Origin of the sequence: Caballeronia sp. LZ001 (assembly GCF_031450875.1) — a bacterium.
GTDB lineage: Bacteria > Pseudomonadota > Gammaproteobacteria > Burkholderiales > Burkholderiaceae > Caballeronia.
Genome location: NZ_JARTVX010000001.1, coordinates 159,060 through 180,274, shown reverse-complemented (window position 1 = coordinate 180,274; position 21,215 = coordinate 159,060). Strand labels below are relative to the sequence as shown.

The 21,215-nt window shown below is 62.4% G+C and carries 13 protein-coding genes; 12 read left to right on the top strand and 1 reads right to left on the bottom strand.

The window, feature by feature from the left end; translation table 11 throughout:
- Nucleotides 1-32 precede the first annotated feature (32 nt).
- The 9 genes from P9292_RS00835 to P9292_RS00795 all read left to right on the top strand — a co-directional run bounded on the left by P9292_RS00835 (nucleotide 33) and on the right by P9292_RS00795 (nucleotide 15,869).
- Nucleotides 33-5,825, top strand: coding sequence for an AIDA repeat-containing protein (locus P9292_RS00835; protein WP_309957799.1), 5,793 nt, complete (start codon nucleotides 33-35; stop codon nucleotides 5,823-5,825).
- Nucleotides 5,716-9,702, top strand: a complete 3,987-nt coding sequence (locus tag P9292_RS00830; protein ID WP_409015113.1) for an AIDA repeat-containing protein — start codon at nucleotides 5,716-5,718, stop codon at nucleotides 9,700-9,702. Before P9292_RS00835 ends, P9292_RS00830 begins: the two co-directional genes overlap by 110 nt.
- Nucleotides 9,703-10,006: 304 nt before the next feature.
- Nucleotides 10,007-10,546, top strand: coding sequence for a TetR family transcriptional regulator (locus P9292_RS00825; protein ID WP_309852533.1), 540 nt, complete (start codon nucleotides 10,007-10,009; stop codon nucleotides 10,544-10,546).
- 54 nt (nucleotides 10,547-10,600) lie between these two features.
- Complete coding sequence (locus P9292_RS00820) at nucleotides 10,601-10,942, top strand: FAD-dependent monooxygenase (protein ID WP_309852536.1); 342 nt, start codon at nucleotides 10,601-10,603, stop codon at nucleotides 10,940-10,942.
- Entirely contained in the window at nucleotides 10,894-12,069 is a 1,176-nt protein-coding gene (locus P9292_RS00815; RefSeq protein WP_309936360.1) for an FAD-dependent monooxygenase, read from the top strand. The genes P9292_RS00820 and P9292_RS00815 overlap by 49 nt, the downstream gene beginning before the upstream one ends.
- A gap of 193 nt (nucleotides 12,070-12,262) precedes the next feature.
- A complete protein-coding gene (locus P9292_RS00810; RefSeq protein WP_309852650.1) occupies nucleotides 12,263-12,682 on the top strand; it encodes a MarR family winged helix-turn-helix transcriptional regulator in 420 nt (139 codons plus the stop codon).
- Nucleotides 12,683-12,763: 81 nt separating this feature from the next.
- Nucleotides 12,764-14,083 (top strand): chloride channel protein, encoded by a 1,320-nt coding sequence (locus P9292_RS00805; protein WP_309852541.1) that lies wholly within the window; start codon nucleotides 12,764-12,766, stop codon nucleotides 14,081-14,083.
- A 177-nt stretch (nucleotides 14,084-14,260) separates the two neighbouring features.
- Nucleotides 14,261-15,067: a serine hydrolase gene (locus P9292_RS00800; RefSeq protein WP_309957908.1), complete on the top strand. Its 807-nt coding sequence runs from the start codon at nucleotides 14,261-14,263 to the stop codon at nucleotides 15,065-15,067.
- A gap of 85 nt (nucleotides 15,068-15,152) precedes the next feature.
- On the top strand, nucleotides 15,153-15,869 hold the full coding sequence (locus tag P9292_RS00795) for a trehalase-like domain-containing protein (protein WP_309852550.1): 717 nt from the start codon (nucleotides 15,153-15,155) through the stop codon (nucleotides 15,867-15,869).
- A gap of 394 nt (nucleotides 15,870-16,263) precedes the next feature.
- Here P9292_RS00795 and P9292_RS00790 read toward each other — a convergent pair whose 3' ends face one another.
- Entirely contained in the window at nucleotides 16,264-17,160 is an 897-nt protein-coding gene (locus P9292_RS00790; protein ID WP_309852552.1) for a LysR family transcriptional regulator, read from the bottom strand.
- A gap of 107 nt (nucleotides 17,161-17,267) precedes the next feature.
- Between P9292_RS00790 and P9292_RS00785 the strand changes: the two genes are divergently transcribed.
- The 3 genes from P9292_RS00785 to P9292_RS00775 all read left to right on the top strand — a co-directional run bounded on the left by P9292_RS00785 (nucleotide 17,268) and on the right by P9292_RS00775 (nucleotide 21,099).
- Nucleotides 17,268-17,975 carry an SDR family oxidoreductase gene (locus tag P9292_RS00785; RefSeq protein WP_309852556.1) on the top strand — a complete coding sequence of 236 codons (708 nt, stop codon included), beginning with the start codon at nucleotides 17,268-17,270 and terminating at the stop codon, nucleotides 17,973-17,975.
- Nucleotides 17,976-18,507: 532 nt separating this feature from the next.
- Complete coding sequence (locus P9292_RS00780) at nucleotides 18,508-18,966, top strand: response regulator (protein ID WP_309852559.1); 459 nt, start codon at nucleotides 18,508-18,510, stop codon at nucleotides 18,964-18,966.
- A gap of 264 nt (nucleotides 18,967-19,230) precedes the next feature.
- Nucleotides 19,231-21,099, top strand: a complete 1,869-nt coding sequence (locus tag P9292_RS00775) for an ATP-binding protein (protein WP_309852562.1) — start codon at nucleotides 19,231-19,233, stop codon at nucleotides 21,097-21,099.
- Nucleotides 21,100-21,215 lie beyond the last annotated feature (116 nt).

Sequence of the window (21,215 nt, the reverse complement as noted above, 5' to 3'; positions counted from 1 at the left end):
CGTGAAGGGCGCACTCATACCGACACGAAGAAATGAAGCCGCTTACTTATCGCCGCAAGTTCTGTCTGCATGTGTTCGGTAGCCGCCGACGCGGGTTGTCGCGTCTCCTCTCGGGCATGTTCGCATTGCTGGGACTTCAGGCCGCGCTGATGCCTGCCGCGCAGGCCTATACCGCGGATGTCGCGAGCGGCACGACCGTCACTGGCGAATCGGTCGCCGGCACGCAGAACGTCTCGGGCGGCGGCTATGCGAACGCATCGACCGTTTATGGGACGCAGAATGTTCTCGACGGCGGCTCCGCATCGACCACGACCGTGTATGGCGCGCAGAACGTCGCCTCGGGCGGACGCTCGACGGGCGTAACCGTTTCCGCTGGCGGCCGCGAGACGATTGCCGCGGGTGCGACGGTGACGGGTCTTGCGATGACATCCGGCTCGGTGCTGGTGGCGACGACCTCGGGCACGATCAACGGCACGAACATGGACGGCTCGACGTTCAATGTCGGCGGCAACGTGGCCAGCGGAATCAAGCTCGGTAGTCAAAGTCAGCTGGAAGTGCTGGCGGGCGGTGTGGCAAGCACCACGCAAGTGCTGGGCGGCACGTTGAACGTGGATGCAGGCGGGCGCGCGGTCAATACGCTGGCGACGAGCGGCGGCACGCAAAACGTAGCCGGATCGGCCTACTACGCAACCGTCACGAGCAACGCGATGCAAAACGTCCAGACGGGCGGCGTAGCCAGCAACACGACCCTGACGTCGGGCGGGCGGCAGTCCGTGGCGGCGGGCGGGTCGGCAGCCGCCACGACCGTGAACAGCGGCACTTCGCTGTCGACGGCGGGCGCGGTATCCGGCGTGACGGTGAACTCGGCGGGCAGTGTGTCGGTGGCGAGCGGCGGGTCGGTCGCGGCGGCGAGCGTGCTGGGCGGCGCAACGGTGAGCGTCGCCGCCGGCGGCGCAGCAAGCGGTTCGATCCTGTCGGGCAATGGCTCGTATTACGCACAGCAGAGCGTCGCGGGCATCGAAACCGGCACGAATGTCGGCGCCTATTCTACCGACACCGTGCTGGCCGGAGGCGTCGCCAACAACACGACGGTCAACGGCACGAATGCATCGCAGCTGGTGAGTTCGGGCGGGCAGACCAATGGCGTCGTCGCGATCAACGGCGGTCAGGTCCGTGTGCAGTCCGGCGCGAGCACAACGGCAGCCGTGGTCAGTTCGGGCAGCACGCTCACGATCGATTCCGGCGCAACCGCAGTCGGCGTGACGCAAGCGGCGAGCGGCGGACTGGTTGCGACCACGTCCTCGACGGTGCTCGCGGGCGTCAACACGCGTGCCGACGGCACAGGCTTTTCCATTTCAGGCGGCGTCGCCTCGCATACGCAGATCGTCGGCACGGGTCATCTGACGGTACTGTCGGGCGGCGCGGCGCAAGACACGGTCTACTCCGCGGGCGGCATCTTTCAGGTCAATACGGCCGGCGCCGCCGATACCGTGCATCAGGGCGCGGGTGGTCAGATCGTCACGAACACATCGGCGACGATCACGAACGGCCTCACGGATTCAGGCCGCACCTTCTTCGTTTCGAACAACTATGCATCGGGCGTCATGCTCGACGGCAGCGCCGCGAATCTCGAAGTGATGAGCGGCGGCGTGGCGAGCAACACGCTGCATTCGGCAGGCATCTTCCAGGTCGATGCGGGCGGTTCAGCGAACCAGGTCGCGCAGAGCTCGGGCGGGGCGCTCATCACCAATACCTCGGCGGTCATCACGAACGGCACGGACCGCATGGGTGCGTTCTCGGTGGTCGGCAACGTCGCATCGAATCTCGTGCTGGAGAATCGCGGCAGTCTGACGGTGTTTAACGGCGGCTCGGCGACGTCGACGACCATCGGCACAGGCGGCAACACCACCGTACAGGGCGGCGGCTACGCAGTCTCGACGACGGTGGCCAATTCCGGCCGCCTCGAAGTCGATGCCAGCGCCGCGGCCGATACCGTCAACGTCGCGTCGGGTGGCGCGCTCGTCACCAACACATCGGCGACGATCACCAACGGCACGAACCGGCTGGGCGCGTTCTCGATCAACGGCAATGTCGCCTCGAACGTGGTGGCAGAAAACGGCGGCGCGATGACCGTGCTCGACGGCGGCACGGCCTACGCGACGACCGCGGGCAGCGGCGGACTCGTCACGGTGTCGGGCGGCGTGGCCCAGGGCGTGACGATCAACTCGGCGGGCATCGGTATAACGACCGCCAGCGGCGTGATGAACGACGCGGTGGTCAACAACAGCGGCTCGCTGGTCGCCTCGGGCGGGCTGACGAGCAACACGACCGTCAACTCGGGCGGCGTCGTTACCGTGACGGGCACGGGCGTGACGACCAACACGCAATTGCAGAGCGGCGCACGGGAGCAAGTGTACGGCGGTACTGCGAGCGGCACGGTCATCTCCGCAGGCGCGACCGAAACGGTTCAAGGCGGCACGACCAGCGGCGTCGTCGTCGCAGGCGGCACGCAACTCGTTTCGGCAGGGACGACCTACGGCACGCAGTTCAACAACGGCACGTTGATCGTGAGCGGCGGGGTGGCGTCGGGCACTGCGGCTGCGGCGGGAACGCTCGTCGATGTACAAGGCGGTACGACCGTCGGCACCGTGCTGGCGGGCGGCGCGTCGGAAGTCGTGACGAGCGGACGCGCGAACCTGACGTTCGTCGGCAGCGGCGCATCGCAAACCGTCGGCGTGTATGGGTATGCTTCGGCGACGCAGATCAAGGCCGGCGGCAACGAAGTGGTGAGCGGTTCGAGCATCGGTGCGACAGTCTCGGCAGGCGGCAATCAAACGGTCACCGGCGTGAACGCACGTACAACCAGCGCGACGGTGCTCGCGGGTGGCGCGGTCACGGTGCGCGACGGCGCAACGACCGCTGGCGCAAGTCTGCAGGGCGGCTCGCTTACTGTTTCGTCCGGGTCGACTGCAACCAGCACCGATGTGCTGAGCGGCGGCAGTCTGACCATTTCGTCCGGCGGGGCCGCGTATAGCAACCGCATCGGCAGCAGCGGCGCGCAAAGCATTGTTTCGGGTGGCACCTCATACAACGATGTCGTCTCCGGTGGCACGCAGACCATCGCGAGCGGCGGCGTGGCGCAAGGCGCGACGGTTATCTCGGGCGGCGTCCAGAGCGTGCAGGCGAACGGCGTCGCCAGCGCAACGATCATATCGTCGGGCGGTACGCAAACGGTGCAGAATGGCGGCCTGGCCTATGGCGGCGCCGTGCGGGGCGGCGTGCAATCGATCCAGGGCGGCGGCGTGGCGAGCAGCACCGTGGTGTGGTCCGGTTCGCAGATCGTGAGCGCTGGTGGCGCCGCGAACGGTGCGACGCTGCGCGGCGGCGTACAGCAGGTTCTCGCGGGTGCGCATGCCTCCGGCAGCACCATCGTCGCTGGCGCCACGCAAGAAGTCGATGCGGGCGGCGTCGCCTCGGGCACGACGCTCAACGCGTTGGGCAAGCTCACCGTGCAGGCGGGCGGCTCGGCGCTCGGCATCGTGCAAAACCTGGGTGGCGCGCTCGTCGTGGATACCGACACGGTGATCGGCGGAAGCGGACCGAACGGCATATTCAGCATCTCCAATCACGTTGCATCGAACGTTTATCTGGCCAACGGCGGACAGTTGACCGTGCAGTCGGGCGGCTCGTCGGTTGCGACGCGCGTGGCCAGCGCAGGCGGCGAGATCGTAGCGGCGGGCGGTGTCGCCACGGGGACGCGCGTCGATCTGGGCGGCGTGCAATCGGTCGCGTCTGGGGCGAGCGCCGTATCGGCGACGATCGGCGGTGTACAGAACGTCGATGGCGTGGCGTCCGGGACCATCGTCCTCGCAAACGGCACGCAAAACTTGAATAGTGATGCTCAGGCTTCAGGGACCATCGTGCAGGCCCTCGGCGTAATGACCGTGGCGAGCGGCGCGCTCGCTACGAACGCAAGCATCCGTGGCGGCGCGCAGACCGTGCTCGCGGGCGGAACAGCTGCGGGCACCACGATACTGTCGGGGCAGCAGAACGTGCAGGGAACGGCCACAGGTACGGTCATCTCCGGTGGCGTGCAGACCATCGTCGCGGGCGGTTCGGCCAGCAACACGCTGGCCACGGGCACAGGCGTGCAGAACGTGGCGGGCGGTACGACCGACGGCACGACCGTCTTCTCGGGCGGCAGGCAAACCATCTCCGGCAACGGCGTTGGGAACACGACCGTGGTCGGTTCGGGCGGCATGGTGACCATCTCTTCGGGCGGCACGCTGAACTCGGCGTACGCGTCGGGTGGCGTGGTCCTCGTGGGCGGCGGCGGTGTTGCGGCGAACACTTCGGCCATCAATGGCGGCGCGGTGCTGCTTACGTCGGGCGGCATGGCGAGCGCGACGAACGTCGGCTACGGTGGTCAGATTCAATTGCTCGCCGGTGCGAGCGCGTCGTCATCGACCTTGATGAACGGTGCGCTGATGGTCGTCTCCGCGGGCGCGAACGCAAGCGATGTCGATCAGCGCGCGGGCGCCGCACTCATCACGGATACAGGCGCGAACGTCGCGGGCGTGAATGCCAACGGGGCATTTTCGATCGCGAATAATGTGGCGACCAACGTCGTCGTTGAAAACAGCGGACGGCTCACCGTGACGTCGAACGGCGCCGCCAGCGGCACATATATCGGTGATCGCGGCACGGAGAACGTGCAGTCCGGCGGCGTGTCGCTGGACGCCGTCATCGCTGGCGGCCAGCAGTCCGTGTCGTCGGGCGCGAGCGCCAGCGGCGCGTTGCTGCAAGGCGGCGCGCAGTACGTCATGGCCGGCGGTTTTGTGAGCGGCACACAGGTAACCGACGGCATCCAGTCCGTCATGGGCAGCGCAACCGACACCGTACTCACGGGCGGCACGCAGAGCATCGGCGGTGGCGGCGTGGCGACCAGCACGAGCGTCGGATCCGGCGCATCGCAGCAAGTGCTCGGTGGCATTGCGAGCAACGCGACCGTGGCCTCGGGCGGCGTGCAGGTCATCAACGGCGGCGCGTCCTTTGAGGCGGTGATCGCAGGCGGATCGCAGCAAGTCTTCAATGGCGTTGCAAGCGGCACCCTGCTTCAGGGCGGATCGCAAGCAGTGAACATTGGCGGCGTTGCCATCGGGACTGTCGTGCAGTCGGGCGGCACGCAGACCGTGAGCTTCGGCGGCATTGCATCCGGTAGCGAGATCGGCGCGGGCGCTTCGCAGCTCGTGCAGTTGGGGGGCACGGCGTCTGGCACCACGGTCGAGGTCGACGCGGCGCAGGTTGTGTCTGGCAGTGCGTTCGATACGGTCGTGTCGGGTACGCAGATGGTGTACGGCAATGTCGATAACACTATGCTCGCCGGCGTCGGGCGCGACGCAGTTGGTCGCATCCGGCGGCGTGGCGATCGGCGGCGCCATCGGCAATGGCGCGGTTCAGACGGTCGCGTCCGGCGGCTACGCGAGCGGCACGACGATCGGCGTGAGCGGAACACAAAACGTGGCGGGCGAGGCCGACGGCATGATCGTCGCCGGCGGCGTGCAGAATGTCTCGGGTGCTGGCGCGCTCGCGCTCGGCACGACGCTCGTTTCCGGCGGTCAACAAAGCGTGGGATCGGGCGGCACGGCAGCATCGTCGAACATTGGTGCAGGTACGACGCAGATGGTGCTCAGCGGCGGACATGCGAGTTCGAGCGTGATCGGCGCGGGCGGCGTTCAAACCATCGGCGCTTCCGGCAGTGCGACTTCGTCGACCGTTATGTCAGGCGGCACACTGTTCGTGTCGGCAGGCGCGGCACTCGATGACGTCGATCAGCAAGCGGGCGCGGCGCTGATCGCCAATACGTCGGCCACGATTACAAACGGCCACAACGCATCGGGCGCATTCTCGGTCCTGAACAACGTTGCATCCAGCGTACTCGTCGAGCGTGGCGGCAGCTTCACAGTGCTTTCCGGCGGGCAGGCTTCGGGGACGCAAGTCGGTATCGGCGGGGTGGAGACTGTTGCGGTCGGCGGCATTGCTTCCGGTTCGATCGTGTCGGGCGGCGTGCAAACCGTCAGCGGCACGGCGACCGGCGCGTCGGTGCTTGCGGGTGGTTTGCAGACAGTCGCGTCGGGGGGGAGCGAGGTGGGCAGCATCATCGGCACTGGCGGCCATATCGCGGTGGATGGCATCGCGAGCGGCACGCAAGTGCGCAGTGCGGGCGTGATATCCATCGGCTCGGGCGGCAGTGCGTTCGCGACCCACGTTGGCAGCGGCGGCGCGGTGACGGTCGCTTCGGCCGGTCTGGCGAGCGACACCGTGTTGAACAACGGCGCTTCGCAGACCGTGCGTTCCGGCGGCCTGGCGAGCGCGACAGCCATTGCCGCGGGCGGCGTGGAGACGGTCGCATCGGGCGGCGTGTCGAGAGACGCAAGCGTGTCGAGCGGCGGCATGCAAAGCGTCGCATCGGGCGGATCGGCGAGCGGCACGGCGGTGTTTGCTGGCGGCTTGCAGGCCGTGCTCTCGGGCGGCGTCGCCTCGGCGTCCCGCGTGCTGTCGGGCGGCCAGCAAAACGTCACGGCGGGAGGCAGCGCGGTGGCGACGCTAGTGGCCAATGGCGGCGCGCAGACCGTGCAGACCGGCGGGACCGCCATCGACACGACCGTGGCGAGCGGCGGCGTGCAGGAGGTCGCTTCCGGAGGCACCGCCACCGGCACGTTGGTGAGCGCAGGCGGCGCGCAGCGTGTGTCGTCCGGTGGCAACGCAGGCGCGGTCACGCTCGGCAGCGGAGGCAATCAGTATGTTTCATCGGGCGGGGTGGCCAATGGTGTCTCCGTGACCAACGGTGGCACGCAGACCGTGCTCGCGGGCGGGACCGCGAGCGGCACGATGGTATCCAGTGGTGGCGCGCAGGCGGTGTCGTCGGGCGGCCGCTCTACCGGCGCGGTCGTATCTAGCGGCGGCCGGCAGACAGTGACGACGGGCGGCGTGACGAGCGGCACGCTAGTGCAGAGCGGCGGTGCGCTGACTGTATCCAGCGGTGGAGCGGCGGGGCAAGTCACCGTGCAGAACGGCGGCCTGACGACCGTGACCGGGGCGGGCAGCGCGACGATCAGCCAGCAAAGCGGCGCGGCGCTTGTCACCGACACGTCGGCGACGGTCAGCGGCACGAACACCGGCGGCATGTTCAACGTGGCGGGCAACGTCGGCTCGAACATGCTGATCGAGAACGGCGGCGTGTTCAGCGTGTTGGCGGGCGGTGTCGCCAGCGACACGCGCGTGGGCTCGGGCGGCATGGAAATGATCAATGCAGGCGGCTCCTCGCTGCGTTCGATCGTCTCCGGCGGTACGCAGCTCGTCGAGGCTGGCGGCACGGCCGTGGGCGCAATCGTCAGCGCGGCGGGCGTGCAGCAGGTGGCCTTCGGCGGCAACGCGACGAGCACGACGGTCGCGACAGGCGGCATGCAGGCCGTCGCGGGAACGGCAGCCAGCACGATGGTGTCGGGCGGCACGCAGACGGTCTCTGCGGGCGGTGTGGCGCAGGACACGACGGTCGTGAACGGCGGTCAGCAGGTGATCAGCGCGGGAGGGCTCGCCATGACGACGACGCTGCTTGCAAACGGCACGCAGACGCTGACCTCGGGCGGCGTCGCCAGCGCGACGACGATCAACGGCGGCACGCAGAACATTCTGGCCGGCGGCGTTGCCAGCGACACGACCGTCAATTCAGGCGGCCTGCAATATGTCGATGGCGCCATCGAAGGCTACGCCTACAACACGGTCGTCAACAGCGGCGGCGTTCAGCAAGTGGCGTTCGGCGGCTTCGCGGGGAATGCGATCGTCAACGCTGGCGCGTTGCAGGATGTGCAGGCCGACGGCATCGCGAGCGCAACCACGCTCAACGGCGGCACGCAGGTCGTCAGTTCAGGCGGCGCGGCCGATACGACCACGGTCAATTCCGGCGGCGTGCAGCGCGTGCGCTACGGCGCGACCGTGACGAGGACGCTCGTCAACAACGGCGGCATGCTGACCGGCGACGGCAACGTGGCCGGCGTGACCGTGACGAGCGGCGGTCTGGTGCAGAACCTTGCGAGCGCGAGTCTCGGCATCGTCAACGACGGCGGCACGGTGCAGGTCGATACCATCACGGCGGCGAATGTTGCGGTGAACGCGGGCGGTGTGTTGTTGGGGAGCGGCTCGCTCATGGGCAACGCGACGTTCAACTCGGGCGGCGCGTTGGTCGCGGGCACGCCGGGTCAGGCGTTGCGCGTGAACGGCACGCTCGCATTCAACGATGGATCGACCTTCGTCGTCAGTGCGAACGCGGCGGGCCAGACCGGCAGCGTCGCGGTGACGGGCGATGTCGACATCGCGCAGAGCGGGGCGAATGGCGGGGCGAAGGTCGTCGTCAACGCATTGCCCGATGCATGGAAAACCAACACGAAGTACACCATCCTGACTTACACGGGCGCGCTCAACGGCACGTTCGCGGGCGTCGGCATGGACTACGCGTATCTCTCGCCCACACTCTCGTATGCGCCGGGCGAAATCGACCTGACGCTGAAGATCGCATCGATCTTCTATCAGGCGGGCGACTTCTCGGGCTTCGGGATGGTCGGACAGAACCGTAATCAGTTGCAGGTGGCGAGCGCGTTGAACCGCGTGCTGCTTGCGGGCGGCAACGCCATCACCGATGCCTTATTGTTCGAAACCACGGCAGGCGCGCAATCGGCGCTTGCGCAGATGACCGGTGTCGAGGCGACTGGCCTGCTGCGCGTCGCGCGTCAGAACACCGAGGCGCTGGGCAATACGGTGAGCGAGCGCATGACGTCGGTAGCGCAGGTGCGTCCGTCGAACGACGTGTGGGCGTCGGTGCGATATGGCCAGTCGCATGTATCGGGCGATGCAACGCTTGGCAGCAACGCACTCGATACGCGGTCGAGTTCGCTTGCCGTCGGCTACGACCGCGAAGTCGCGCGCGACGTTCGCGCCGGCGTGGCGGTCGATGCAGACTACAGCGATCTCGGCTTCAATGCGCCGGGTGCGAGCGGTCACACGAACGGTTGGCAGGCGCTGATTTACGGCGCGTGGCAACCGGCGGCGCAGCCCTTCTTCGTGCGCGGCATGGGAAGCATCGGGCGATGGAGCAATGCGGAGAATCGCGTCGTCGGCTTTGCCGGTTTGTCGGGCACGCCGCAAGGCAGCGTCGAAACGCGCGCCGCGACCGCCTATGCGGAAGGTGGTCTGAACTTGCATCTGCGCGATGACATGGCGCTGCAGCCGTATGTCGGCATGCGCGTGGGCCGATACGCACAGGACGGTTTTGGTGAAGGCAAGGGCGGCGTATTCGATCTCGTCTATCAGGGCAGCACTCAGGCCGCGACGACCGGTATCGCAGGCGTGCGGTATCTTTTCACGCAGAAACGCCGTGACGGAGCGACCAACACATGGGAGATCGATGCGAACGTGCAGCAGCGCATTGGCAGCCTGGGGCAGACGCTGAATGCGTCATTTGCTCAAGCGCCGGGCGCGGTGTATCAAGTATCGGGCACGCCGCTCGCGCGCACCGTAGGCCATGCAGCAACAGGTGGAGCATGGGAGATTGGCAAGAACATGTCGGTGTTCGCACGGGCTGGTGTGGACTTTGCGAAACACGAGCAAGACTACAGCGGCATGGCAGGCGTGGGTTGGAAGTGGTGATCCATGGGCCGCAGGCGACATGTCGTGTGGGCTCGCTGCTGGGCCCAGACCTGTCTATGTTGCTCGTGCACACGATCGACAGCAAGAGTACTGTTTGGTCCGGGCGCCCTTCCATATGGATCGCGCCGACGAAGCGACTTTAAGCCATTGCCTTACTGCACAGGCCCCGGGACATATTTAGGAAGGCATAAGACGACAGGTGAGGATGCCATCGCGATAAGCGGGTTGATCATCTCGTTGCTCAAATAATGGGAAAACGCCAAATTGATATGGATTTGGTAGGTATACCAGTTAAGATCGCTTCATGACTGATCGTCGGAGTGAAATCATTGATGCCGGACTGGCCATCGTTCGCGAGCAGGGATTCACCGGGCTAACCCAGCCACGTGTCGCTGCCCGAGCGGGGCTTAAGGCTAGCCACCTCACCTACTACTACCCCACACGGGTCGATCTCCTGACGGCGATTGCTCGAACCGCCGTTGATCGTCAACTGTTTGCGGTGAAAGCATTGTTCAATGCCCTCAAATCGATTGACCAGGCGGCCATGGCCATTGCTGATTTGATAACTCGGCACGACAACACACGGGTGTTGATGGCGCTTGCTCAGGCGGGAGACCAGGCTCCTAAAATCCGCACCATGTTCTGCGAACTTGCGGATGGTATCGCAACTGAGATCGATGCTTTTCTTGCTCGCGTAAGCAACCGCCCACCTGCGGCACATGCGGCGCGGTTATTACATGCCGCATCGGTTGGCCTGGCAGTCGTTACACTCGCTACAGGGCGCACTGATGGTCGAGAAGACGTAGCAAGCATGCTACGCGACTTGCTTACTACTTTGTTGTGAACACCAGTGCATCCTGGGCTTTTTTCTCAACCTATTATTCAGGATTCCAAAGTTATGAAGACGCCCGTGCTTATCGTCGGTGCTGGTCCGGTCGGGATGACACTTGCTTCCGAACTTGCCCGATATGGCATACCCGTTCGTATCGTCGATAAGGCGGCGCATCGAACCGACAAGTCCAAAGCCATGGTGCTTTGGAGCAGAACGCTGGAGCTTCTTGAGCGAGGAGTGGGCGGCGCCACACCGTTCGTCGATGCGGGGTTTAAGATCGAGGGCGTTACATTCATGGCGAACGATCGAGTGGTTGGCCGGGTCGCCATGGATTCCATTCCAAGCGTGCACATTATGCGTTGGCCTTGCCACAATCCGAGACTGAGCGACTGCTGGAGGAGCGGTTAATCCGACAGGGAATAAGTGTCGAGCGTGAGGTCGAAGCAACGCGAATCGTACCGGACAGCACAGGCGCTGACGTGGTCCTGGTTCGCCCTGATGGTCGAAAGGAGGACGTCCGTGCCGAATGGCTGATCGGTTGCGACGGTGCGCATAGCACCGTGCGCCACGTCTTGGCCATACCCTTTGCCGGGGAAACATTGCGGAGTGATTGGTTCCTTGCTGACGTGCATATGAGCGGATACCCTCGGCCGGATACGGACGCTTCCATCTATTGGCATGAGGAGGGCGTCTTACTCATCTTCCCGATTCAGGCAGGGCGGTACAGAATCATCAGTGATCTGCCGGCCACCGCAGGCTCAACACCGCCGACGCCGACACTCGATCAGGTGCAACAACTCGTCAATAAGCGTGGGCCTGCTGGAACCAAGTTGAACGATCCTGTCTGGCTGTCCGGCTTTCGTATAAATGGCAGAAAGGTTGCAAGCTATCGGCAGGATCACACGTTTCTTGCCGGAGACGCTGCGCACATTCACAGCCCCGCAGGCGGGCAGGGCATGAATACCGGCATGCAGGATGCTATCAACCTTGGCTGGAAACTTGCTCTCGTCATTCGCGGTGATGCAGACAAGGCCTTGCTGGACAGCTACAGTCCTGAACGGAGCGCGGTTGGTGACGCAGTACTGAAAGCGGCTGAGCGGCTGACCGCCGTTGCGACGATTTGCAACCCGGTAGCACAGCGACTCCGCAATCTCGCCGGTCACCTTGCGCTGGGACTCACGCACTTCACCCGTGGTGTTGCCGAAACGATGTCGGAGGTAGACGTCCATTACCCCAATAGCCCGCTCAATGGTCCGCATCACGGCGGACTGGTGCCTGGCGCGCGAGTGGCGCCGGTCGAAGGTTATCCTTCGGCCGGATCAGGCCCACGACCCTTGTTCGTATTGTTCGGGGCACGTGACCCCGGCGTTGAGCAATTACTGAAAATGTATCCTGACTTGATCGACGGCAATGTCAGGCCGGCTTTGCAAGACGACGTAATCTCACTCGTGCGCCCTGACGGGTACCTCGCCTGTTCTGCAAGTGATATCGAAGCCGTTTCGGCGTATCTCGATCGCTTGACATCGCCCAGTTGATTCGCTAAATCCGCTTTGGGGTGGTGTTGAAAAGTGTCGTGAGCCCTGGGGTGTCCTCCGACCATTTGCATCGAAATGGCATCGGCGCACCGTGCATAATTTCTGCGGTGCTTCCGGCTCCCGCGCAATGGTCCGACAGTTGCTACCTCGTCGACCAATCATGACTTACTGTATCGACCCTGAAGGACAAAGCATGACGAGCAGACATTCGGCCACAATCCCGCCTCTCGACAAGCAGGATTTCGAAGCCATGTCAAACTTCCGCTATGAGTTGCGCAAATTTCTGCGCGCTTCGGAAGAGATCTCCAACGCCGCCGGCATTACGACGCTCCAATATCAACTGCTCCTGCACGTTCGCGGTTTCGAGGGCCGTCAATGGGCCACTGTCGGCGAGCTCGCCGAGCGCCTGCAGGCTGCACCGAATGGCACCGCCGCGTTGGTGTCGCGATGCGAAGCGGCGGGTCTCGTCAAACGCCGCGCGGATGAAACTGATGGCCGGCAAGTGCAGGTTCACCTCACCGCAAGAGGCGAGCGGTGCTTGCTCAAACTAGCCGCAGAGCACAAGGCGCAGTACGGATCGTTCGGCTGGATCTTTTTGCAGAATCGAGAGTAAGACGATATGCAGGATGTCGATGCATAGAATCCAGTCGCTCGTTTACGGCACAATGTGCCTTATTTTGGACCGACGTCCCCGATGCATTTACTCCGGCTCTTCGATCGACGAACGATCCTGCGCGCTCGTCGTCTCTGGCTGCACTACGGCGTATTCTGGCTGGGCGCAATTGCGACCGGCCTGGTCGCGGTGCTGTATGCGCGTTTGATCGATGTCGGATACGGCCTGTTTCTGCGTCTTGAAAGCCGGTACTTCTGGCTTCCGCTGTTCATCACGCCTGCCATCGCAGCGCTGGCTGTATGGCTCACGCGGCGCTTTTTCCCTGGCGCGGAGGGAAGCGGCATACCGCAAGTCATCGCGACGTTGCACGACGGACGCGAAGCGGCGTCGCGTCTCTTAAGTCTACGAGTGCTCGTTGGCAAGGTTGTCGTATCGTTCTTCTCGATTCTTGGTGGATTCACGATTGGACGCGAAGGACCGACCATTCACGTCGGAGCCGCGCTCATGTTCAGCTTGCGGCGCTTTTACCCGAGGCGGCTGCGTCGCCTTGGCGGTGCCGCGTTCGAACGCAATCTGGCGCTCGCAGGTGCAGCGGCGGGATTGTCCGCGGCCTTCAATGCGCCGCTCGCGGGCGTCGTGTTCGCCATCGAAGAGTTGACACGCAGCTTCGAGGCGCGAACCAGCGGCGTGCTCATCACGGCGATCATCTTTGCCGGCGTCGTCTCGCTCGCCTTGCAAGGGAATTACACGTATTTCGGCACGATCAATATCGATGGACACTTCCCGGATCTGCTCGCGCTCGTCGTCGTTTTGCTCGGTGTAATCACGGGTATCGCAGGCGGCGTCTTCTGCTGGCTTCTGCTCAACACGCATCGCTGGATGCCACGGAGGCTGGTTGAATGGCGCAAGGCGCATCCAGTCATGTTCGGCGGCGCATGTGGGCTGATGATTGCGCTTATTGGCCTGGTCGCGGGCGGTCATACGTTCGGCAGCGGTTATGTGGAAGCGCGCGGCATGCTCGAAGGCACGTCACAGCTCGGTGTGAGTTATCCGGTGCTCAAGATGGCGTCGATGATCTGGTCGTACTTGCCGGGTGCGCCGGGCGGCCTGTTCGCGCCGTCGCTGGCAATCGGGGCCGGCGTGGGAAATGCGCTGCATCTAGTGTTCGCGCACGTGCAGTTGCCGATGCTGATCGCGCTCGGCATGGTCGGTTATCTTGCCGCGGTGACGCAGAGTCCGATCACGGCATTCGTCATCGTGATCGAGATGATCAACGGGCACACGCTCGTCCTGTCGCTGATGTCGACTGCGTTGATCGCGAGCCGCGTGTCGAGACTTTTTGCTCCGCCGCTGTACGAAGCGCTCGCGCGTCGTTACGACAGCACTAAGGCAGCGCAATGAAACGGTCGCGTCGATACGTCCTTAGGTTCAGCGCACGCGCTTTATCCCGCTGGAGCTTACATGGCCAAATTCCATCTTTTTCTCTTCGTTTTGCTGCTAGCAAGCTTTTTTTCAGCAGCTGTGCAGGCGAAACGCATCGTGGAACATATCGCAAGACACCACATCAACAAGCATCACTTGTCCGGTCATCATGTTGGCAAGCAGCATGTCAGAAAGAAGCGCAGCCATCAGCCCTTGGTACGATCCTGCGCTGCCATCGCGCTCGACCTCACAACGGGACGGACCCTATATGCGAAAAATGCGGATCGGCGCATGCCCATCGCCTCACTCACGAAGCTGATGACCGCCATGGTAGTGATCGATTCCGACCGCTCTTTGATCAAACCCGCGCGCATTACCGATGCTGACGTCGACCGCCTGAAGAGGTCGAGCTCGCGTCTGCCGGTTGGTTCGTTGCTGTTGCGCCGAACCATGTTGCACATTGCGTTGATGTCGTCTGAGAATCGCGCAGCCTTTGCGCTTAGCCGGGACTATTCTGGCGGCCGAAAGGGCTTCGTGCATGCGATGAATCTCACCGCAAGCAACTTGCAGATGCGTCACACTCGTTTCGTCGATCCGACCGGGCTGTCACCTAATAACGTGTCGACCGCTCGGGACCTTACGCGGCTGGCGCGCGCTGCATACGCGTACCCAACGATCCGTGAATATGCGACGTCGCACGAAAAATTCGTGCTCGGCGGCGATGGCCCGCTCATGTATCACAACACTGATCCGCTCGTCTACGATGCGTCGTGGAACGTCCGCTTGCAGAAGACCGGTTTCACAAACGAGGCGGGGCATTGCCTCATCATCGTTACCATGGTGTCGGGTCATCCGACGCTGCTCGTACTGCTCGGCGCGCCAGATTCGCGTGCGCATTTCAATGACGCGGCGGCTTTGCGAAGCTGGCTGCTAAGGGGCGCTCAGCGAAATCGATTCAATTGACTGGAAGCTTGATGCGCGCGCGATGGCTTGCATTTGCTCGCCAGAAAATACAGAGTTCGAACGGTCTCCCCCGGATAACGTCGCAATGAGCAAGCCGATTGAAGACTATGCCATGTTGGGTGATGGCGAAACCGCCGCGCTGGTGAGTCGCGACGGCTCCATTGACTGGTTGTGCTGGCTGCGCTTCGATGACGACGCTTGCTTTGCCGCGCTGCTCGGCACGGCGGAGAACGGCCATTGGTCGATGACGCCAGTCGGACCGGTCAGCCGTCAGCGCCGCCGCTATCAGCAATACGCTCGTCATGGAGACCGACTTCGAAACAGAAGACGCGCGATCGGCGAAGCGGCGGGAAGCCCGCAGTTCACGCATGTCTCTGTCGACGATTTCCGGATCGTGCGCGACAACATGGCAGGCGGACATCGCAGCACGAGCGACCGGCTGATTCCGTACACGCTGTTCACTGATCCGCCTCTGGCGCGCGTCGGCCTCAACGAAACCGACGCACGGCGCGCGGGAATCGGCGTGCGCATTGCGACGCTACCGATGAGCAACGTCCTGCGCACCGAAGCGACGGACGAAACGCAGGGCTTCAAGAAAAAACTCGTGGGCGCTGACGACGACCGCATCCTCGGCTTCACGATGAACGGCTCGGAAGCAGGCGAAGTGCTTGCGGCGATTCAGACTGCGATGATCGCCGAGCTTCCGTACCAGAAGCTATGTGACGCCGTGATTTCTCATCTGACCGTGGCGGAGGGTCTGGGGCCGTTGTTGGCCAGGGTGCCCGAACGCGCGGCTACGTGAGACTTGTAGCCGGACGGTTGGGCTTGTTCATCGAGCGTTGTCTGGCTAACTTTACTATGCCGTGTATCGCTGCGCGCCTGCTAAGGCGCGCGAGCGCTTTCTGCGGCGGACTGGGCCGGCGTCGTCGACGCAAGGGTATTCGTAAGCCGGTGGATGCAATGCGTGATGCGCGGTTGCATTGAGTGCGAGAGCCCCGCGTTTCGGGCGATCTGAGCCGATATCTGCGACTGGCTGTTGTCTTGAAGAGGCGACGTCCGACCTATCGCTCTGCGAGCGGCCGGTGAGGGTCGTTCATCGGCAGTCGACTACGCGTTGCCCAACGCCATATTCCTCCGGCAGTATCGCTTCTTCCTCGTCGGTGTGCGGCGAGTTGCGGGTCGGACGCGCCTAGAACTTAAGCGTCGAAAAGTGTTTCGCTTTGCTTGAATGAATCGATAAGGTGCTGCATGACCGCGCGTATTGTCAGGACGTTTCGGTCCTGTCTGCGTATCAATAGCCACATATCTCGCGGCGGGGGCAACGGCCCCAGCGAGCACGGGATCAGCCCAGGCAAGCTTCGGCCTAGATAATGAGGCAACAAGCCTAGGCCCGCACCGTCTCGCGCGGCGATTGCCTGCAAGATGTGATTCTCGGCGCGAAGTGAAACGCGCGAGTGCTGGAAGTGCTGTGTCAGCCAGTTCGTGCCCGGCATGTCGGCGCTTTCCTCGTTGAAGCTCACGAAAACCGGCACCTCCCCGCGTTCGGCTCGTTCGCACTGCGCTGGTGCGCCATAGAAGCCGAACGCCATGCGACCGAGTGGCTTTGCGATCAGGTCCGCGTCGACGAGGTGACCTACACGCACCGCAATGTCGGCTTTGTGACGATCGAGACTGACGGAACGAAGGTTTGTCGCAAGATCAATGTCGATACCGGGATAGGACTCGGTAATCTGTGTGAGGCGTGCAAGGATGAAGCCCTGACATAGTGCGGGCGGTGCATTTATGCGCACCAGGCCTCGAAGGATAGCGTCGCCATCGCTCGGCTGCGCATGCCCTATCGTCAGCGCCGCGGTTTCCATTTCCGCTGCAACTTGTAACGCGTGTGTTCCAGCAGGCGTCAGTGCGTAGCCCTCAGGCCGGCGCTCGACGAGCTTCTGACCGACGCTTTTCTCGAGTGACTGGATACGGCGGGCAATCGTCGCGTGATTGACCCGCAGGGCGCGGGCAGCGGCGGACAGGCTTCGATAGCGCCCCAGCGCCAGGAATATCCGCATGTCCTGCCAGTCGAGTTCTGTGCGTTTTTTATCAGTCATTGCGCGAGGATAGCGGCTCCTCTTTCCGAAAGTCCAGCGATAACCTGCTGTCCATACCACGGGATGCCAACTGCATCCAGGTTCACTCAACAGCCAGGAGAAACAGCATGAGCCAGAAAAAAGTAGCCATTGTCACCGGCGCTTCGCAGGGCATTGGCGAAGGCATCGTCAACGGCTTTCGCGCCCGGGGCTACGGCGTTGTCGCTACATCGCGCTCGATCCAGCCTTCAGCCGATCCTGACCTCGTGACCATCGCCGGCGACATCGGCGACCCCGACACGGGTAAGCATCTGGTCGCGGCAGCTCTCGACAGCTTCGGCCGCATTGATACATTGGTGAACAACGCCGGCATCTTCATCGGCAAGCCGTTCACTGAATATACCGAAGAGGATTACCGGCTCAAGGTGAAGACCAACCTCGACGGCTTTTTCTTTACCACGCAGCAAGTAATTCCAATGATGCTCAAGCAGGGCAGCGGCCATGTCGTCCAGATTACGGCTTCGACGGCGGAATTCGCGAGCTCGCGCTCGCCCGCCTTCATCGCCATGCTCACGAAGGGCGGGATGAACGCCGCGACCAAGAGCATGGCGATCGAGTACGCCACGCGCGGCATCCGCGTGAACGCCGTGGCTCCGGGCGTTATCCGCACACCGATGCACGATCCGAGCATGGTTGGCAAGCTGGCCGCCTTCCATCCCATGAACAAGCTCGGCGAAGTCGAGGATATCGTTCGAGCGGTGCTATATCTCGAGGACGCCGCCTTTACAACCGGCGAGATCCTTCACGTTGACGGCGGTCTTATCGCCGGACGTTGACCAACCAAGGGGCGCCCAAGGAGCGCCCCTTTGCGCCGGGAGGACCGTGTGCCGTTATGGAGGGATGCGGTGAGCAGCGAGGGCACTCGACCTGCTCCGGCTCGAGTCTCGAAAAGGAGGTGTGTCGGTGCCGGCCGTCACAAAGAGGCTTCAAAATGCAGCTATGGGCATAATCCCGTATTGGGATGCAGCTGACCTGCGCCCGCCGTTCTTCCCGGCGGCCTTGCGCCGGCTCCCGGCCATGAACGGCCATTCCAAAACGTCTTCCAGTTGCCATGGTCGGGATCCGATAGGCGCCTTGCTCAACGAACGCTTTTCGGCGTAACACTATCTCGACCCCGACCAGGAGTCGCCGGTCTAGGCCGACATCTAGCTTGATCAGCCACGCTCTCGTTTCCCCCCGCTCGCTGGCCGTTTTGAGGCAGGCAAATTGCCGAGCGCTGCGGTTTCCTTTTTGGGCGCCCGGTACTGGAGCAAGGGGGATGGACGACTTCCGCCATAATGGATGTCACATAGCACTACGATCATATACATGTCAGCGATAAAACCTCAGGCGTCTTACCCCTATCGTTGGACCGATCGGGCGATTTGCGTCAAACGCAGGCATCCACGGATCTTGATAGTCGATGACAACACCAATGCGGCTGAAGCGCTTGCCGCATATCTTGACGGTGGCCCATTCAAAGTGCTGGCCGTCTACGGCGGTGCGGCCGCGATCGCCGCAGCATGCATCTGGAAACCGGACGCCCTGCTGCTGGACATCTCAATGCCAGTAATAGACGGCTTCTCGGTCGCTCGAGCGTTCCGGCAGAACGCTAAGACTTCGTCGATGGTGATTGTTGCTCTGACAGCGCACGATGACGCCTTCGTAAAGCAACGGGCGTCCGAAGGTGACTTCGATGGCTACTGTCAGAAAGGCCTGATGCTGCAATCGCTTATGGCGCTTTTACACAGCTTCATCGAAAGCGCAAACTGCCTAGGTTTGAGGTAATGGCCTGTCCACCTTATATAGCTGTCGTGCCGCAAAAGGGCTTCAATACCAGGCCCTGTCTGTCCGTGCTAGCCTGCGCGATTGTTTCTGCCTACCTTTACATCCATGGACCTGTCCGTACTGTTTGGAAACGACAGCCGCGTCGCGCGGTATTTGCATAGCATCGAATGGAACCGAAGTCCCGTGGGTCCCGTCGAACGATGGGACGTCTGCTTGCAAGCGTCGTTCACTAGCTGTGTGTGGTGTTCGTTTCCCGCGTGCGTCTTGTGGGGCTCGGAACTGGCTGTTATCCCAAATCAGGAGCTATGCGATCTGTTTGATATGAAAGCGGCAGGGACCATCGGTCGACCGCCCGCAGATGTTTGGCCCGGCAGGTGGGATGCGTTGCGACAAACCGTGGCGCAAGCGCTGAAACAGCGTGCCCCCGTCCGCTCCGACGATATTCAGCTTCCGGCCGTGAGCGTTTGTTCAGAGGGCGAACCCCATTTCGCGGTCTCGTGCAGCCCTATTTACGACAGCAAGGGACGCACTCCCGGTGTCTTCTGCATCTTCAACGAAACCACGGAGATAGCTATCGCCAAGAAGCGCGTCGCATGTGAGCAAAGCGCCGTGCGAACGGCGCGACGCATGGATGAGCATCGGCTACAGACCATTATTGATCAATTGCCGGCGGGTGTCGGTCTCACCGACCAGAGCGGCCAGTGGACGCTCAGCAACGAATTGATGAGGCGATACATACCGACGGCTGTTCCATCGACGCTTCCAGAACGGGCTGCATTTTGGCAAGCATGGGACGCTCATGGAGTACCAATCCCTCCGCACGACTGGCCCGGCGCACGAGCGCTACGTGGGGAAACGGTGCTCCCCGGCCAAGAAATGCTTTACACCGGTGTCCCGGGACGGCGTATTTGGATGCGAGTGAGCGCAGCGCCTCTACGCGATGAGGCCGATGACCTGATCGGCACATGTTCGATAGTCCAGGACATTAGTGATTTGAAGGTTGCCGAGGAAGCGCTGAAAGACGCGGATCACCGTAAGGATGAGTTTCTTGCAGTGCTCGCTCACGAACTTCGAAACCCATTGGCGCCGATTCGAAACGGCCTCCATGTTTTAGATCATGCGACCAACGGCGATACGCGCATCCGTGTTCATCGCATGTTCAAGCGCCAGATGTCTCACATCGTCCGCCTTGTAGACGATTTGCTAGAAGTCTCGCGTATTAAAAGTGGCAAGATCGAGCTGCGAAAGCAGGCACTAAATCTGTCTAAGATTCTGACAAACGCTGTGGAGACGAGTCGGCCTGTCATTGATAAAGGTCAGCACCAGCTTACATTAAGCTTTTCAGCGGAGCCGCTGAATGTGATCGGCGATCCGGTACGGCTCACGCAGATCTTCGCGAATCTGCTGAACAACGCGTCAAAATACTCTAATGTGGGCGGCCATATCCAGGTTACGGCCATGCGCGATGACACGGATGCTGTTGTGTCCGTGCGTGATGATGGTATCGGGATATCCGAAGCGATGCTGCCAATAGTCTTCGACATGTTTAGTCAGGCGGAAAATTCCCGTCAACATGCGCAAGGGGGTTTGGGCATCGGATTGACACTTGTTCAAAGCCTTGTTCGGTTGCATGGTGGTTCTGTCTGTGCACGCAGCGATGGTCTGAATCAAGGCAGTGAATTCACAATCCGTCTACCGCTCTTAACCACCGCCACCGCCATGCGGAATCAAAAGCCCGAAGATGAGCCATTTCGGCAGAAGTCCCTTGCGGGTAGGAGGATTCTCATCGTTGACGACAATGTTGACGCGGCAGACAGCCTTGCCATGCTTTTAGAGATGTTGGGTGCCGAGACACGCACTGCGCACGGTGGACTCGCTGCGCTAGACATGCTGAAGAGGATACAAGCTGATACCGTTCTTTTGGACGTCGGCATGCCCGATATAGATGGTTACGAACTTGCACGACGCATCCGTGCGATCGACGCTTTAGCTGGCTCAACATTAATAGCCATCACTGGCTGGGGCCAGGAGGAAGACAAGCGAAAGTCACACGAGGCTGGGATTGATCGCCACCTTGTCAAACCGGTTGATATTGTTCTGCTTCTGGAGGCGCTGACAGCTCCAACAGACTGACAGCAGGAATGAGCATCGGTTTGCTTCGAATTTCGATTCACGCTGCATTCGCTCAATGTTCTCCATCCGACGGGTAGGGTAGCAGCCATCTTGATAGGCCAATGAATGCTGCAAAG